Source organism: Leifsonia sp. Y878, from assembly GCF_057669685.1.
The window spans coordinates 55,671-72,827 of record NZ_JBYHFS010000001.1; the positions used below are offsets into that span (position 1 = coordinate 55,671).

The window sequence follows — 17,157 nt, forward strand, 5'->3', positions numbered from 1 at the left end:
CATCCCGGTGTTCGGAGAACGAAGGTACTCGTCTCGTGGCGGGTGAACAAGAGTGTTCTGTGACACAGCGCGGGCGGACTCAGCTGGGGCGGACGCAGCTGGGGTGGACCAGCTGGGGTGGATGCAGCTGGGCGGACGCAGCTGGGGCGGACTCAATCTGGGCGCGCGGTTTTCCCGCAGGCGCGCGCTTTATCGCGCGCCAGGGGGGAAACCGCGCGCCAGGACTCGCTGGCGACCTCCGTAACGAAAGTGAGGTGACCGGCCCCGCCTGCCCGCTGGTCGGGGAGCCTCCACGCCGGTCGCAGGCCCGTCCGATGGTCGAGGTGCAAGCGACAGCAAGCGTCTCGACCGGGGAGCTGCAGGCACGTGGCTCGTCGGAGAGGGACTGTCGCGCCAGGGACTGTCAGGGGCAGCAGCTAGCGTGAACATATGAGAATCCTGCACACGTCGGACTGGCACATCGGACGCACGTTCCATGGGCATTCGACGGTGGAGAACCTGCGAACCGTGCTCACGGCGCTGGTGGAATCCGTGCGGGAACACCACGTCGACGTGGTTGTCGTCGCCGGCGATGTCTTCGACTCGGCCACGCCGGCAGCGGACTACTACGCGGTGCTCACCGACACGCTGCGCGCCATCCGTGGCACGGGAGCGACCGTCGTCATGACGAGCGGTAACCACGACTCCGCCGCACGCCTCGGCTACCTCTCCGAGTTCGCACGCCTCGCCGGCATTCACATCGTGACCAGGCCGGAGCAGCTCGACCAGCCGATCACGCTCACCGATGAGCACGGCCCCGTGCATTTCTACGGCATTCCCTACCTTGAGCCGGCGCTGATTCGGCACCTTTATCCGGATGCCACGTTGCGCACCCACGAGCAGACCCTCGGTTTCGCCCTCGACAAGATCAGAGCCGACCTCGACGCTCGCGGCGGACGCTCCGTGGCCATCTCGCACTGCTTCGCTGTTGGCGGGGTGGCGCTCTCGGCACCCGCGGCCACCGGATCCACGAAAGCCACCGAGGCCACCGGATCCACGAAAGCCACCGAGGCCACCGACGTTGAGCGGGACATCACCGCCGGCGGGCTCGACTACGTTCCGCTCGCTGTCTTCGACGGGCCCGACTACGTGGCGCTCGGTCACATCCACGGCCGCTCAGCCCTGAGCGACCGGGTGCGTTACTCCGGCGCTCCGCTGCACTATTCATTCTCAGAGGCGAACAAGCCGCGCGGATCCTGGCTCGTTGATCTGGATGCCGGGGGACTGGCATCCGTTGAATGGGTGCCGCTTCCCGTGCCGCGGCCGCTGGTCGTGCTCACCGGCACGATCGACGACCTCCTGGCCGATGCGGCGCACGCCGAGCACGAGGAGCACTGGGTGTCCGCGGTGCTCACCGACCAGGTGCGGCCGATGGACTCGATGCGTCGCCTGCAAGAGCGCTTCCCCTGGTGCGTCACGCTGGAGCATCGCCCCACTTTCACCGCGCCGACGGCGAAGACGTCGTACTCAGACCGCGTGCACAAGAAGGCCGACCACGAGATCGTGGCCGGGTTCCTCGAGCACGTGCGGAACGGCGTCGGCCCGTCGAGCTTCGAGCACGACGTGCTGGCCGATGTGCTCGCCGAGGTCGTTGCTGCGAGCGGATCTGCCGATCGATCTGCCGACCAGGCCGGCGCACGCGGCGCTGCCGGGCGGGCAAGCGTATGAGGATCAAGCGTCTCACCGTCGCCGGGTTCGGCCCATACAAGAACGAGCAGCACGTCGACTTCGAGCGCTTTCGAGACGATGGCCTCTTCCTGATCACCGGCAAGACCGGCGCTGGAAAATCAAGCATCCTCGACGCAATCTGCTACGCGCTCTACGGCAGCATCCCGCGCTATGACAACGCCCAGCAAAAACTGCGGAGCGACTACTGCACGCCAGACGACCCGACATTTGTCGAGCTGGTCTTCAGCGTCAACGGCACCGAATACCAGGTGCGCCGCAGTCCCGAATTTGAGCGCCCGAAGGCCAAGGGCGTCGGCACCACCATGCAGAAGCCAACGGCCGTGCTGTCGCAGCGGAGTGAAGCCAGCAGTGTGGGCGCTGGGGCCGCGGTTTCTCGCATTGATGACAGCGACTGGGTGGGGGTAGCCGCCAGGCCCGTTGACGTCGGCCATGAGCTTGACCGCATCCTGGGCCTCACGAAAGACCAGTTCCTGCAGGTGATCCTGCTGGCGCAGAATCGTTTCCAGGAGTTCCTGCTCTCGAAGAACGACGATCGGCAGGCGGTACTCCGCAGCCTCTTCGGCACGCGACGGTTCGATCACATTGAGACCACGCTCGTCGAGCGGCGGAAGGCCCTGGCCGCCGACCTGGAATCCGCGCGCGAGAAACTGCACCAGCAGGCAACGCTGGTGCGCACCCTGCTCGGTGATGCCGAAGGGCCTCCAACCGGTGATGCTGTCGCGAATGCCGCCGGCGCCCCGACCTTGTCGTGGTTCGAGACGGCGCTCGCCGCGATCAACGAGCAGCTCGATGCCGCAACCCTGGTGGCCGAGGACGCCGATGCGGCGTTCGACGCAGCGGATGCCACGGTGCGAGCTCTCATCGATACCCGACGACTGCAGATCCGTCGCGATGGCGCCGCGGCAACGCTCGTGGAGCTCGACGCGGATCGCGACGACATCGAGGCCGATCGACGTGCGCTCGCTGCGGCACACAGGGCGGCGGTCGTCTGGCCGCACCTGGTGGCCGGGCAGAAAGCGGAGGCAGCCCTCGACACTGCGCTCACCGCCGAAGAAGCAGCACGTGAGGTATTCGAGCCGTTCGCCGCGCAGTTGGCACCTGGTGAGCGGGTCCTGGCTGCAGCCGGAACCGCGATCGGTACTGAGACCGGTGCTGCCGTCGCTGGCCCTGCGCCCACATATGTCGCTGACAGTGACCCCGCAGCCGCATTCTCTGCCGAGTCGCTCGCCGCAACGATCGATGAGCTCACCCGAACCATCGGCACGCTCGACACCGTTCGCGCCGACGAACGTCGACTGCCAGCATTGCTGCAGGAGGTCGAAGGCCTGCAGCGTCGAGTTGGCGACATCCAGATTGAGCTGGAGGAAGCATCCGCTCGCAGCGCTGTGTTGCCGGCGCAGATCGACGACGTCGCCGCCGAACTCACCGAGGCGCAGATCGCGGCTGCCGCCCAGCAGGCGGCGGCCGAGAAGATCAATCGCTTGACCGCGGCCGCTCATGCCGCGCGCTCAGCCATTGCCCTTGAGTCCCAGCACCGCGATGCGCTTGCCGCCGAGACCGATGCCAGCGGCAGGCACTCGACGGCAGCCGCACTGATCCACGAGTTGATGCGTCGACGTCTGGCCGGACACGCGGCCGAACTGGCTGCCGAATTACAGCCGGGGGAGGCGTGCTCTGTCTGCGGATCGCCCGCGCACCCGGCACCCGCCGCTGCCCAGGCAGAGCCCGTCACCGCCGACGATGTCGAGGACGCGCGCACAGCGGCCGACGTGCGCCGAAGCGAGATGGACGCCGCCCACGAACGCGTCCTGCACGCAGCGACTGCACTCGCCGAAGCGCGCTCGGCTGCGGTCGGCAAAACCGTCGACGAACTCGACGCCGAGCTCATCGATGCGCGTGCAGCGCTGGCGGACGCAACGACGGCAGCCCAGCGCGTTGCTGTTCTCGAGGCCAGGCATCAGACGCTCCGCGGTGAGCTTGACGGCGCGGCGGCACGCCTCGCCGCGCTGCGCGACGAAAAGGAGATGGCAGCGGCCACGCTCGCGGAGGTGGAACACACCTGCGCTGACATTCGCACGCGGATCGCGCGATACCGCGGCGCATTCGACTCCGTCGCAGAGCGGGCGAGCTGGCTGCAGGATGCACTGGCCGCAGCCACGTCGCTGGCGGCAGCCCTCCGCAGTACCCGAGCAGCGCGCGACGCATACGCCTCTGCGGCTGCGGCCCTCGTCGAGCAGCTGCGCGAGCAGGGATTCGCCGCCGAAGACGACGTCGCCATCGCCCGACGCACGAGCGCCGAGATGACCGCCCTCGATGCCCGCGTCGCTCTGCACGACCAGGCGCGCAGCACCGCGTTGTCGATCCTGACTGAACCTGAAATTGTGGCCCTCCCTGCAGAGCCTGCCGAGCTTGACGGTCCGACCGCGCGCCTCGCGGAAGCCAGGGCTGCCCGTGACGCCGCACTCAGAGAGCGCAGCGTCGTCGCCGAGCGCCAGGGCCAGCTGGCCCGCATCGTGGCGACGGTGCGAGACGAGTCTGCGGCATCCGCCCAGCTGCAGGAGGAATACGCGCAGCTCCACGAGCTGGCCAGCGTGGTTCAGGGAAAAGACCCGAACACGAAGCGGATGCGACTCGAAACGTACGTGCTCGCCGCCCAGCTTGAAGAGATTGTCGCGTCGGCAAACGTCCGGCTGCGTGCCATGACGAGCGGTCGCTACGCGCTGGAGCACGACGACTCGGTGCAGTACCGGAACACCCAGTCAGGGCTCGGACTGACGATTCTCGACCAGCACACCGGGCGAGCCAGGGCCACGAACTCTTTGTCGGGTGGAGAGACATTCCTGGCGTCGCTCGCTCTTGCCCTTGGACTGGCTGAGGTTGTCACCAACCAGGCCGGCGGCATCACGCTCGACACCCTGTTCGTCGATGAAGGCTTCGGATCACTCGACAGCGACACCCTCGAAATCGCGATGGGCACGCTCGACAGCCTGCGCGCCGGCGGACGCACAATCGGTTTGATCAGCCACGTCGACGCGATGAAGGAACAGATCCCGGCCAAGCTGCGCATCATCGTCACCGATCGCGGCTACAGCGAGATCCAGGCGGGCTGATCGGCGGGGTCTTGAGACACTCGCCGGGTCTCGAGACACTCGCTGGCGCTCGTTCCTCGACCAACGGAAACCCGCTGGTCGAGGAGGCCGCCAGGCCGTCTCGAGACCCGCTGCGCGGTACGTGCGCAGCTGCGCGGTAGCTGCAGGGTGCGCGCAGCTGCGTTCAACCCGCGCAGCGGCCAACCCGCGGCCTAGTCCCGCGCGAGCCGCGCCTTCCTGCCCTCGCCAGAGGGATGTGCACTCGCAGCGTCGATGATCCAGGCGTACTCGAAGGCACGCTCGCGCCAGGCGCTGTATCGGCCAGACACCCCGCCGTGTCCGGCCGACATCTCTGTCTTGAGGAGGACATCCGCTCCCACCTCGCGCAGCTTCGCCACCCATTTCGCTGGCTCGACGTAGAGCACCCGGGTGTCGTTGAGACTGGTCACCGCCAGGATGCGCGGATACTGCGTCTCCCACACATTCTCGAGCGGCGAGTACGACTTGATGTTCGCGTATGCGCCAGGGTCGTGCAGCGGGTCGCCCCACTCGTCCCATTCGATGACGGTGAGCGGCAGCGACGGATCCAGGATCGACGTGAGCGGGTCGACGAACGGTACTTCGGCCAGGATGCCGGAGAAGAGCCTCGGCGCCATGTTGGCGACGGCGCCCATGAGTAGGCCACCGGCGCTGCCGCCCTCAGCGACGAGGCGGTCTGGAGCGGTGTAGTCGTTGTCGATCAGGTGATTGGCGCAGGCGATGAAGTCGGTGAACGAATTGCGCTTGTGCAGCTTCTTGCCGTTCTCGTACCAGAGTCGGCCGAGCTCGCCACCGCCACGCACGTGCGCGACAGCGAAGATCATGCCGCGGTCGAGCAGGCTGAGGCGCGCGATGCCGAACCCAGGGTCGATGCTGTGCTCGTACGATCCGTACCCGTACAGCAGGGTGGGTGCCGGTGTTCCCAGCTCGACCAGATCCTTGCGGTACACCAACGAAATCGGGATACGCGTGCCGTCTGCCGCCGTCGCCCATTCCCGGCGCTGCTCGAACAGCGACGGATCGAACTTGCCGAGCACAGGCTGCTGCTTCAGCAGGGTCAGCGTGCCGGTCGCGACCTCGTAGTCATAAACGGATGACGGCGTCACGAAGCTCGTGTAACCGAGCCGGAGCGTCGGCTGGTTCCATTCAGGGTTGGCCGCGGTGCCGACGGAGTACAGCTTCTCGTCGAACGTCAGCTCGGTGAGGCCGCCCTTGTCTTCCGGACCCTCGCGACGCCGAGCAACCGCCACCTGGGTCAGTCCGTCACGTCGGTATTCGACGGCGACGAAGTCCCGGAAGGCGTCGACGCCCTCGAGCCGAATCTGATCGTGATGCGGCAGCAGCATCTTCTTGATCCCGCGCGGGTCGTCCGCTGCCACACTGACGAGCTCGAAGTTGACGGCATCGTCGTTGTGCACGATGAGCAGCCGGTCCTCGCCGTCGATAACGGCATGTTCGACGTCGTACTCGACGCCGTCGCGGCGCGGCCAGACCACGTCGAACTCGCCGGTGGGATCGCTGCTGTCGAGCAGTCGCGTCTCACTCGTGATGCTCGAACCGGCCTCGATCATGAGGTACTTGTGGCTGCGGGAGCGGCCGACGCCGACCCAGAACCGTTCGTCCGGCTCGTGGAACACTGTCACATCGTCACTGGCCGGAGTGCCGATCTCATGTCGCCACACGGTGTCTGGGCGCCAGGCGTCGTCGACGGTCGTGTAGAACACGAAGCGCCCGCTCCGATCGAGGATGGCACCGCCGCCGGTGTTCTCGATGACGTCAGTGAGGTTCTCGCCCGTTTCGATCGTGCGCAGCTTGATCGTGTATCGCTCGTCACCCTCTGTATCGACGCCGTACAGGAGCAGAACGCCGTCCGCGCCGATGTCGTAGCTGCCGAGCGAATAGAACTCGTGATCGGCGGACTCGATGTTGTCATCGAGCAGCACCTGTTCCCCTGGCACGACGCTGTCTGTCGCGGCAGCACCAGCACCAGCAGCAGGACCGCCAGCACCAGCAGCACCGGGCTCGACGTCCAATACCGGCGGCGTCCAGTCATCCGGCCCTGAGATCGGCGCGCGACAGTGGATGCCGTATTCCTTGCCTTCGATGGTTCGGGTGTAGTACCACCAGTCGCCACGGCGCACTGGAACGCTGAGATCGGTTTCCTGCGTGCGTTCCTTGATCTCCTCGAAAATCAGTTCCTGCAGGATGCCGAGGTGCGACGTGCGCGCCTTGGCATACTCGTTCTCTGCTTCAAGGTGAGCCTGAACTTCGGGACTGTCCTTGTCCCTCATCCACTCGTAATTGTCGACGTAGACATCGTTGTGAAAGATGCGTTCGGTCGGCTTCTTAGCGGCGACGGGAGGAGTGATCATGTTTCTCAGCGTACGTGACTGCTACCGGAGCGCGCCGACTAGGCGGGGAATCGCACGGTCGCTGCGACGGCACCGCCGCCGGGCACGTCTTCGGCCCGAACCGCGAAAACCCGCGCATCGGAGAGCAGTGCGCGGCGGAGGATCTCATCAACAACACCGTAATTGGAGGCGTCGTCGTCGGTGTCCAACGTGATAACGCCCGTCTCCTCATCGACGTAGCCAGGAACCCGCTGGTCGATGTCGACGAGCAACGTCTCAATCGCCTTGTTCGTGGCGGCGCGGGCGATGTCGGTGAGATCGCTAACAGCGCGGCCGTGCGCAGCGTTCGTACCGAAGCGATCCTTGAGGTCGGCGAGAACTGATGCGTAGAGGGTGTCGAGCAAGGGACGGGCCGCGGCGGCGAGCTGCTCGTCTGACTTCTCCTCTGGGTTGCCGGCGATGACAGGTTCCACCATTCGCGGGTACGTGCAGACGGAGCGGAAGATGCTGGTCAGAGGCTCGGCGCCCGCGAGAATCAGCGGCCGGCTCGAGGTGGCCAGGATGGGATGGATCGCGGCCTCGATTGCCTGCGAGTACTCGCGCATGCGCACCTTCTGGCCTTCGCTGCCCTGGATGCGACCGTCCTGGGTGCGACCCTTGACGGATTCGAGGCCCACCGCGTTGGCGACATCCGTTGGCATGTCAGGAACGTTCAACCGGTTGGCCGGGGCTGCAGCCGAGATTTCAATCAGTCGCACCGAGTTCTGGGCAAGTGCCAGGATGAACGCTGACTGGGGGAAGGTGACCGCCCGAATCAGGGGTTTGATGTAGAACCGGTCCGACACTTCGAGGGCGGAATCCAGCCGGTTCGGAACGCGGTAGGCATAAAACGACGTGCCATTCACGAACAGTGCGAGGCTGTTCGACTGGTAGCGCCAGAACGTGGGGTCATCGACTTTCGCGGCGACGGCGGAGGTGATCGCGGTGATGATTTTTTCATCGGTTCCCGCGGCGGTGAGCTGCTCTGTGGCGTCTTTGAGCATGTTCTTGAGTTCTATTTTCCAGACATCGGCCTCGGTGGGGAGGCTGCCCGTCGGGAGGTAGATCGACACACATCCCGGTTCCCGAGTTGTAGCCAAAACTTCGATTTCGCTTCGGGTTGGGATATCGGTGTGTTGCATATCAATCTCCTTCGAATCGACGAGAAGCGAGGCATCCGCTGAATTCCAGACTATGAGTTTGCTCACGGCGTTCATAGAGGGGGACCCCAAACGGACCCGTTGCAGGCGTGGCCTCAGCGGTTCTCAAGGGTGGGTGGAACGATGATTGTCGGCTGTGCTCCAGGCTCGTCCCAGCGCCTGGGCAGCGTCCGTCCCCGGAAGAAATCGGGATGCCTGATCCACCAGATTCCCATGAGAATGAGCCCGATCACGAGGCCACCGATACCGACGACCGCCTCAGCGCCGATGCCGAAGATGGTGACGTTGTTGCCGTCATCGTCGGTCAGCCAGTCTGGAGCGGCGAACTGGATCGTGCCGTAGATGAACACCGCGAGCAGCATCAGGCCGCCGAGGAGGGGGAAGAGGCCGCGCATGATGAAGTTGCGGAACGACGACGTGAGCGTCTTGCGGTAGAACCAGGCGCAGGCGAACCCGGTGAGCCCGTAGTAGAACGCGATCATCAGCCCGATCGAGCCGATCAGGGCGTTCAGCAGATTCGAGCTGATCAGCGTGAAGATCAGGTAGAACGCAATCGAGACGATGCCGAAGCCGATTGTTGACCAGGTGGGGGTCAGGAACTTCGGGTGGATGCGAGCGAACCGCGCAGGAATCGCCTTGTACGTCGCCATAGAGAGCGCAGTTCGTGCGGTGGGGAGAATGGTCGTCTGGGTTGAAGCGGATGCCGAGGTGAGGATGGAGGCCACCAGCAACAGCACGCAGAGATGGCCAATGACGCTGTCGCCGAACAACGCGGGGCCGATGGCTGAGAACACGTCTTCGGCGTTCGCCTCATTGCCAAGCCCAACACCCTCCGTGCTGACACCGGCGAATGCGACTGTCGCCGTGGTGACCAGTGCGTAGGTCACGAGCAGCAACACGGTGCTGATCACAGCGGCGCGACCCGGCGTCTTGCTCGGGTTCGACGTCTCCTCGTTCACGGACACCGCGCTGTCCCAGCCCCAGTAGAGGAAGATGGCCGTCAGCATCGCGGGCGCGATGATGCTGCCGAAATCGAGGGTGAACGGATTGAACCAGTCGAGCGATGGCGTGATCGAATACGCTTCTGCGGTTCCGGTGTAGACACGAACCAGGGCGAAGGCGGCGAACAGGACGAGCACCAGCACCTCGATGCTGAGCAGGATGATCTGGACGCGGGCCGTGATCTCGATGCCGCGGTAACAGATCCAGGTCATCACGACGATCCACAAGATTCCGACTGCTGTCGACCAGAACACGTTGCTGCCGAGATCAGCGACGTCTGGGAGTCCGAATTCGCCGATGAAGATGAAGGTGTACGAGCCGGCAATTGCTGCGAGGTTGGCCATCACGATGACGTCGGCGACGATGATGCCCCACCCGCCCATCCAGCCGGTCACCGACCCGAATGCCCTGCTGGCCCACGTGAAGGTGGTGCCGCAGTCTGGTTCGGCCTTGTTGAGTTCCTGGTATGCGACGGCGATGAAGTACATGGGCACGAACGCGAGCAGCACAATCCCCGGAGCCTTCACCCCGGAGAGAAGAGCACCGCCGCTGGCGACGATGAAGCCCAGGCTTGCAGCGAGGCTATAGGCGGGCGCCGTGGATGCGACGCCAATGACGATGCTCGAGGTCAGGCCGAGCTTGCCGTCATTGAGTCCTTTGCTGTCGACGGAGAGCGATCCGGATTGCCCGGCAGCGCCGGATGATCCTGGTCGCCCTGATGGTGTCGGCTGGGAATTCGGAGAGGCTGTCGTACTCATGCGAACACGTCCCTTGCACAAGGCCGTCGCGTGAGACGGCATCGCCTGGCTCAGTGCGGTCGCTCGATCGGGAGCGATCTCATGCTCGATCCCGAGCATTCTTATGCTGGTTATGGTACGCCGACCCGCCGCCGTCGGGGAAAAATACTGCGGTTGTTCGGGCCTGTTCAGGTCTGTTCGGGGCTTCCAGCGCGGCTGCGTACGCCCGGCTCGTTACGCGCAGCTCACTACGCCCGAAGCGCGAGGGTGAACGGCAAGACAGCACCGGCGCCGTGCTGGCGGAGCAACCGGCCGGCCACCGTGAGGGTCCACCGGCTGTCCGCGATGTCGTCAACGAGCAGGATCGGTCGCCCGGCCAGCGCCTGGAGCGTCTCATCGAGGTCGCTGCCGATGCCAAACCTGTCCCACACGCTCGACAGCCGGTAGGCACTGTTGCCGCCGGCCTCGCCCTGCGGCCCACCGTTTTGGAGTTCCAGGCTTCCGATCAGTGGAATCCGGCCGATGTCGGAGAGAGCCTGGCTGATCGAACCGACGAGAAGCGGATGCGACCGGCTCGGCATGCTGACGATGGCCGCTGGCCGCTCCTCCCAGTTCCACTCGGCGAGCACCTGCACGGCGGCAGAGATCAGCCCGGCGCTCGCCGGGGCATCCGGTGTACCAGGGGCGAAGATAGTGCGGAGTGGTCCGCCCCAGCCGAGGTCGGTGAGACGCGCGACGGCGCGGCCGGGGGAGAGGCGCTCGGCTGGCGGGATGTTGCCGCGCACGTTCACCCCGAGGCTGGCCACCCCGGTTGGCCACTGGGCGCGCGGTTCGATGACCACGCCGACGCGGTCGAGGGAGTGGGCGGCCATGTCGGTTGCCGCCCCGGCGACATCCGTTGGATACCAGATGCCGGCGCAATTGTCGCAGCGACCGCATGGCTTGGCCGTGTCGTCGTCGAGGGCGCGCTGCAGGAATTCCATCCGGCACTCTGTGGTGCGCTCGTAGTCGAGCATGTGCTGCTGCTCGGCGACCCTGGCTGCTGCGATGCGCTGGTAGCGGTCGGCGTCGTACACCCATGGTTGCCCGGTGGCGACCCAGCCGCCCTTCACGCGGCGCACCGCGCCGTCGACGTCGAGCACTTTGAGCAGGAGTTCAAGCGGGCTGCGACGGATGTCGACCCTGGCCTCAAGAGCCGGTGTCGACAGGGGTGCCCCACCGTTCTCGAGCAGTGCGCCGATCACGGACTCAGCCCTGGACTGGCTGGGCATGGACGAGGTGGCGAAGTACTGCCAGATGGCCTCGTCCTCCGGGCCTGGGAGGAGGAGAACGTCGGCGTTGTCGGTGGCGCGACCGGCGCGACCGACCTGCTGGTAGTAGGCGACGGGGGACGACGGTGCGCCCAGGTGCAGTACGAAGCCGAGGTCTGGCTTGTCGAAGCCCATGCCGAGGGCGCTGGTGGCGACGAGTGCCTTCACCTTGTTGGCCTTCAGGAGCTGCTCGCTCTCCTCGCGCTCTGTCGTGTCGGTCTGGCCGGTGTATGCGCGCACCTCGTGGCCGGCCTCGCGGAGGAGGCGGGCGGTGTCTTCGGCCGCGGAGACCGTGAGCGCATAGATGATGCCGCTGCCGGGGAGGTCATCGATGTGGCTGAGCAGCCAGGCGAGCCTGGCCTTAGCGTCTGGCAGGCGGAGCACGCCGAGCCGGAGGGATGCCCGAGCCAGCGGGCCGCGGATCGTCACGACCTCTGCGGCGCCGCTGGACGCGGCGGTGGGCGTTGTGGTGCCGAGTTGCTCTGCGACATCCGTCACGACTCGGCTGTTGGCCGTTGCCGTTGTCGCCAAAACCGGCACGCCGACCGGCATCTCGGCGATCAGGTCGCGGAGCCGCCGGTAGTCCGGCCGGAAATCGTGGCCCCAGTCTGAGATGCAGTGGGCCTCGTCGACCACGAGCAGGCCGACCCTGGCGATGAGCGCCGGGAGCTGTTCATCGCGGAAAGACGGGTTATTCAAGCGCTCGGGTGAGACGAGCAGCACGTCGACCTCGTCGGCCTGCAGCGCGCGAAGCACATCGCTCCACTCGTGAGCGTTCGACGAGTTGATCGACATCGCGCGCACGCCGGCACGCGCCGCGGCGGCAACCTGGTCGCGCATGAGGGCAAGCAGGGGAGAGACGAGAATGGTGGGGCCTGCGCCGCGCTGGCGAAGCAGCAGGGTGGCCACGAAGTACACGGCTGACTTGCCCCATCCGGTGCGCTGCACGACGAGGGCGCGGCGACGCTCATCGACGAGCCTCTCAATAGCCTCGAACTGGCCATCGTGGAAGTCGGCGTCATCGCGGCCGACCAGCGTGCGCAGGATCTCCAGCGCGCGAGTGCGAGTCTCTGAGGCGTCGGGTGCACTGGGAGCGGCTGAAGCGTCGGGTGCAGCGGATGTCTCGTCGGCGTCAGTCATGGGTCCAGCTTGTCAGGTGCCAGTGACAGTTTCGTCAACATACAGTTGCGCCACCGCTCGGCGCGGGTGCGTGGTGCCGCCGTGGACGCCCATCGCGCCCGTTCCGGGCGAGCGCGCCCGCTATAGCGGGCGCCATCCGCCAGAACGGGCGCGGTGAGACAGAGGCGAGCCGAATTGGTCGCCAATACAGGACGAATCGGGCATCTGTCATCGAAAACAGGACGAATCGGCCCTGCTGCGACGGTGCTTCCGGTATTCGCGACGCGCTGCTCGTATTCGCGAGCGCTTGCGCCCCGCCCACGCCGCGCGTGCCGTTGATCGCGCCTTTACGCCGACCCGCGCCAGACGACGGGTGTGTCGAGCAGGATGCCGCCCAGTTGGGGCGTCTCGCCGCGCAACTGACTGAGCACGGATGCCGCAGCAGCCTCGCCGAGGCCCTGCGCCGGCTGGTGCACGGTTGAGAGCGTCGGTTTGGTGCGAAGCGCCCACGTGCTGTCGTCGAATCCGACGATGCCGACGTCGCCGGGGATCTTCCGTCCTGCGCTCCGCAGGGCACTCATCGCGCCGGCCGCCACAGCGTCGGAGGCCGCGAAGACGCCGTCGATCTCCGGTTCGCGCCGCAGCAGCTCCTGCATCGCGGTCATTCCCGCCGAGAACTCATACAGCGGAACACTTTCGACCAGCTTCTCGTCGAACCGGTCGCCGAGGGCATCGCGGAATCCGGCCAGCCGGTCGGCGCCTGAATCACGGTCGAGAGCAGCGGCGATCATGCCGATGCGCGACCGCCCCGTTGCAATCAAGCGCTCGGTGATGGCCCTGGCCGACGCGCGGTTGTCGATGCCGACGAATGGCATGTTCCCGGCATCCGGCGGATGCCCGACAAACGCCGTCGGCAATCCGATTTTCTCGACAACCCGGGTGATGGGGTCGCGGGTCCTGGCGGAGACGATGATGACGCCGTCGACGAATCCGCCACTCAGATAGCGCGAGACACGCTGGGTATCCCGCTCTGAGTCAACGATGAGCAACACCATTTGGTAGTCGGCATCTGACAGCGTCGCGTTGGCACCGAGCATGATGGCGCCGATGTTGGGATCTTCGGCGAACAGGGAGGCTGGTTCGTGCACGACGAAGGCCACGGCCAATGAGCGCTGCATCACCAGGTTGCGCGCTGCCGCGTTCGGGAGGTATCCGACCTTGGCAATGGCTGCCTCAATGACCCGCTGCGCCTCTGCGGACACATAGCGCTCACCGTTGATGAAACGGCTGACTGTTCCGCGCGACACCCCAGCTTCCCTGGCGACATCGATGATCGTCGCACGCTTCTGGCGGGGATGGTCAGTGAGCATTTGACCACTGTAGCGGGAGTGTCAGGTTGACACTCTGCGAAAACCACCACTAATGTGTGAACGTTCCCAGATCCTCAGCGTCGAGTCGTCACTGTCGCATCTGTGCACGTTCACAGACCGGCTGGTCGCCGCATTGGTTCGTCCCAGTGCCAACCGGCACCACGGCCACAATCCGCGGCCACAATCCGCGGCCACAATCCGCGGCCACGACAGGGAGAGCATTGACTTCGCGAGCAACACCACCAGCCGAGCGCCCGGCGTTTGATCACGCCGGCATTGCATACGGGTGTGACTACAACCCTGAGCAGTGGAGCCGCGAGGTCTGGAACGACGACGTCATCCTTATGCGCGAGGCAGGCGTCGACCTTGTCGCGATCAACATCTTCGGCTGGTCGCACATCGAACCGCGCGACGGCGAGTACGACTTCGACGGCCTGGACGCCATCATCGAGCTGCTGCATGCCAACGGCATCCGGGTGAATCTCGGCACAGGAACCGCGTCGACTCCACCGTGGCTGACCCACAAGCATCCCGAAATCCTGCCGGTCATGGCAGACGGAACCACCCGCTACCCCGGCGGTCGCCAGGCCTGGTGCCCGAGCTCGCCCGTGTACAGGGAGCGCGCGCTCCGGCTGGTTGACAAGGTGGCAGAGCGTTATGGCTCGCACCCCGCTGTCGCCCTGTGGCACGTGTCGAACGAGCTCGGCTGCCACAACGCGCTCTGCTACAACGACGAGAGCGCCGACGCGTTCCGTACGTGGCTCGAACGCCGCTACACGACCATCGACGCGCTCAACGCCGCGTGGGGCACGTCGTTCTGGAGCCAGCGATACAGCGCCTTCGAGGAAATCCTCCCGCCGATGCTCACGGTCTCAACGAGCAACCCCACCCAGCTCATCGACTTCCACCGCTTCAGCTCAGACGAGCTGCTCGACTACTACCGCAGCGAATACGCGGTGCTCCGCCGACACAGCAGCATTCCGATCACCACGAACTTCATGGTCACAGCGCACATCAAGAACATGGACTACTGGAGCTGGGCGCCGGAGATGGACATCATCGCCAACGACCACTACCTCGATCACCGCCTGGCTGACCCCACCGCAGAACTGTCGTTCTCCGACGACCTCACCCGCGGCCTGGCCAATGGCGCGCCCTGGATTCTCATGGAGCACTCAACCGGCGCCGTGAACTGGCAGCCACTCAACCTGACCAAGCAGCCAGGGGAAATGACCCGTAACTCCCTCACCCACGTCGCCCGTGGCGCCGACGGTGTGTGCTTCTTCCAGTGGCGTGCGTCGCTGCAGGGATCGGAGAAGTTCCACTCTGCCCTGTTGCCGCACGCCGGCACAGACACCGATCTCTGGCGCGAGGTCGTCGAACTCGGCGCCACGCTTGACCGTCTCGACGAAGTTGCAGGCAGCAGGGTCGTCGCCGATGTCGCAATCCTGTTCAGCTGGGAGTCGTGGTGGGGCGCTGACGGCGAATCTCGCCCGTCGCGCAGCCTCGACTACCTCGAACAGATGCACGCTGCGCACGGCGCACTGCGCGACCTGGGCGTCACGGCCGATGTCGTCGCCCCAGGCGCCGATCTCAGCGGCTACCGCCTGGTCATCGTGCCAGGGCTGTACATGGTGACGGATGCCGACGCCACGAACATCAACGACTACGTCGCGGCAGGCGGTCACGCCCTGGTCACCTTCTTCAGCGGCATCGTTGACGAGGACGACCGCGTGCGCGCCGGCGGCTACCCCGGCGCCTTCCGCGAGATGCTGGGCGTGAGCGTTGACGAGTTCGTGCCCCTGGACCCCGCCACGCGCGTCACCCTCGATTCGGGTGCGACCGCGAGCCTCTGGACCGAGCGACTGCGCTCGACCGGCGCCGAGGTCCTCGCCCGCTACAGCGACGGCCCATTGGCCGGAGTCCCCGCCCACACCCGCAACACATTCGGGCAGGGCATCGGCCACTACCTGGCGACAGTGCTTGATCGCGCCGATCTGAAGGATGTCCTGCGCGACATGCTCGTCGACGCGGGTGTCACAGCGGTAGGGCCGGAAAGCGACGGGGCCGTCGAAGTCGTTCGTCGGGCATCCGCTGAGGCGAGCTACCTCTTCGTGATCAACCATTCGACAGAGTCGATCACCATCCCGGCCACGGGCATCGACCTGGTCACGGGCGCTCACATCGAATCGAGCATTGAGGTGCCGGCAGGTGCCGTTCGCGTCGTGAAAGAACAGGCAATAACAGAGGAGAGTGCAGCATGACTGCAGCAGTGACCACGGGGGTCCCCACAACGGATGCCTCGCGCAGCCTGAAAGCGGCCAGGCGGCCCATCCCGCACAAGAAGGCAATCCTCGCTTTCGTGTTGCCGTTCGGCATCCTGTTCGTGCTGTTCTACCTGGTGCCCATCGTCTACGCCGTATACCAGTCGCTGCTGGTCATCGAGCGCGAGGGTACCTTCGGCGAAGCACACGAGGTGTTCGGCGGCTTTACCCAGTACATCGCCGTGTTCCAGAACGGGCCGTTCTGGGCGTCGATCGGTCGTGTGCTGACCTTCGGTGTCGTACAGGTGCCGGTGATGCTCGGCGTCGCCCTGCTCCTGGCGCTGCTGCTGGATTCGCCGCTCGTGAAGGGCAAGAAGTTCTTCCGCCTGGCGTTCTTCGTGCCCTATGCGGTGCCGGGCGTCATCGCCGCCATCATGTGGGGCTTCCTGTACTCGCCGAACCTGTCACCGTTCACCGCGGTCACGGCGAACATCAACTTCCTGTCGGCAGACCTCGTGCTGTGGGCCATGGCCAACGTCGTCACCTGGGTGTTCGTCGGCTACAACATGCTGATCATCTACTCGGCGCTGCTGGCCATCCCGACCGATATTTACGAGGCAGCGAAACTCGACGGTGCGGGCCAGTTGCGGATCGCCTGGTCGATCAAGATCCCGCTCATCGTCCCTGCGCTGACGCTCACCGCGATCTTCTCGGTGATCGGAACACTGCAGCTGCTGGCTGAGCCCCAGGTGTTCCGCACGTTCAGCTCCGCTGTGACCAGCACGTTCACCCCGAACCTTGCGGTCTACTCGACGTCAGCCGTGCCGAACTTCAGCCTGGCCGCCGCCATGTCTGTCGTGCTCGCCGTTGCCACGTTCGCCCTGTCATTCACCATTCTCAAGTTCACCCAGCGGAAGGCAGACTAGTGAGCACTGTTGCCCCATCGCCC

At 65.6% G+C, this 17,157-nt stretch carries 9 protein-coding genes; 4 read left to right on the forward strand and 5 right to left on the reverse strand.

Translation table 11 applies throughout. The annotated features are described in order from the left end of the window. The first annotated feature begins 429 nt into the window (after nt 1-429). Together AC25Y4_RS00260 and AC25Y4_RS00265 are read left to right on the forward strand one after the other, a co-directional pair. Nucleotides 430-1,707 (forward strand): exonuclease SbcCD subunit D, encoded by a 1,278-nt coding sequence (locus tag AC25Y4_RS00260; RefSeq protein WP_488118368.1) that lies wholly within the window; start codon nt 430-432, stop codon nt 1,705-1,707. Beyond that, on the forward strand, nt 1,704-4,838 hold the full coding sequence (locus tag AC25Y4_RS00265; RefSeq protein ID WP_488118369.1) for an AAA family ATPase: 3,135 nt from the start codon (nt 1,704-1,706) through the stop codon (nt 4,836-4,838). Before AC25Y4_RS00260 ends, AC25Y4_RS00265 begins: the two co-directional genes overlap by 4 nt. Nucleotides 4,839-5,029: 191 nt before the next feature. On the opposite strand, the gene AC25Y4_RS00270 is transcribed toward AC25Y4_RS00265, so the two are convergent. The 5 genes from AC25Y4_RS00270 to AC25Y4_RS00290 all read right to left on the reverse strand — a co-directional run bounded on the left by AC25Y4_RS00270 (nt 5,030) and on the right by AC25Y4_RS00290 (nt 13,944). Further along, nucleotides 5,030-7,228, reverse strand: a complete 2,199-nt coding sequence (locus tag AC25Y4_RS00270; RefSeq protein WP_488118370.1) for a S9 family peptidase — start codon at nt 7,226-7,228, stop codon at nt 5,030-5,032. 38 nt (nt 7,229-7,266) lie between these two features. After that, nucleotides 7,267-8,319, reverse strand: a complete 1,053-nt coding sequence (locus tag AC25Y4_RS00275; RefSeq protein ID WP_488118371.1) for a baeRF11 domain-containing protein — start codon at nt 8,317-8,319, stop codon at nt 7,267-7,269. 182 nt (nt 8,320-8,501) lie between these two features. After that, a complete protein-coding gene (locus AC25Y4_RS00280) occupies nt 8,502-10,166 on the reverse strand; it encodes an APC family permease (protein WP_488118372.1) in 1,665 nt (554 codons plus the stop codon). A gap of 227 nt (nt 10,167-10,393) precedes the next feature. Continuing rightward, entirely contained in the window at nt 10,394-12,595 is a 2,202-nt protein-coding gene (locus tag AC25Y4_RS00285) for a DEAD/DEAH box helicase (RefSeq protein WP_488118373.1), read from the reverse strand. Between the two features lie 326 nt (nt 12,596-12,921). Next, nucleotides 12,922-13,944 carry a LacI family DNA-binding transcriptional regulator gene (locus AC25Y4_RS00290; RefSeq protein WP_488118374.1) on the reverse strand — a complete coding sequence of 341 codons (1,023 nt, stop codon included), beginning with the start codon at nt 13,942-13,944 and terminating at the stop codon, nt 12,922-12,924. Nucleotides 13,945-14,165: 221 nt separating this feature from the next. Here AC25Y4_RS00290 and AC25Y4_RS00295 point away from each other — a divergent pair, with 221 nt between their 5' ends. After that, on the forward strand, nt 14,166-16,208 hold the full coding sequence (locus AC25Y4_RS00295) for a beta-galactosidase (RefSeq protein ID WP_488118375.1): 2,043 nt from the start codon (nt 14,166-14,168) through the stop codon (nt 16,206-16,208). Further along, nucleotides 16,205-17,134, forward strand: a complete 930-nt coding sequence (locus AC25Y4_RS00300) for a carbohydrate ABC transporter permease (protein WP_488118376.1) — start codon at nt 16,205-16,207, stop codon at nt 17,132-17,134. The genes AC25Y4_RS00295 and AC25Y4_RS00300 overlap by 4 nt, the downstream gene beginning before the upstream one ends. The last annotated feature ends 23 nt before the right edge of the window (nt 17,135-17,157 follow it).

What these genes read in the sequence shown, in the direction of transcription:
- AC25Y4_RS00300 (WP_488118376.1), top strand. Translation starts at nt 16,205, where the DNA reads ATGACTGCAGCAGTGACCACGGGGGTCCCCACAACGGATGCCTCGCGC.
- AC25Y4_RS00265 (WP_488118369.1), top strand. Translation starts at nt 1,704, where the DNA reads ATGAGGATCAAGCGTCTCACCGTCGCCGGGTTCGGCCCATACAAGAAC.
- AC25Y4_RS00270 (WP_488118370.1), bottom strand. Translation starts at nt 7,228, where the DNA reads ATGATCACTCCTCCCGTCGCCGCTAAGAAGCCGACCGAACGCATCTTT.
- AC25Y4_RS00290 (WP_488118374.1), bottom strand. Translation starts at nt 13,944, where the DNA reads ATGCTCACTGACCATCCCCGCCAGAAGCGTGCGACGATCATCGATGTC.
- AC25Y4_RS00260 (WP_488118368.1), top strand. Translation starts at nt 430, where the DNA reads ATGAGAATCCTGCACACGTCGGACTGGCACATCGGACGCACGTTCCAT.
- AC25Y4_RS00285 (WP_488118373.1), bottom strand. Translation starts at nt 12,595, where the DNA reads ATGACTGACGCCGACGAGACATCCGCTGCACCCGACGCTTCAGCCGCT.
- AC25Y4_RS00280 (WP_488118372.1), bottom strand. Translation starts at nt 10,166, where the DNA reads ATGAGTACGACAGCCTCTCCGAATTCCCAGCCGACACCATCAGGGCGA.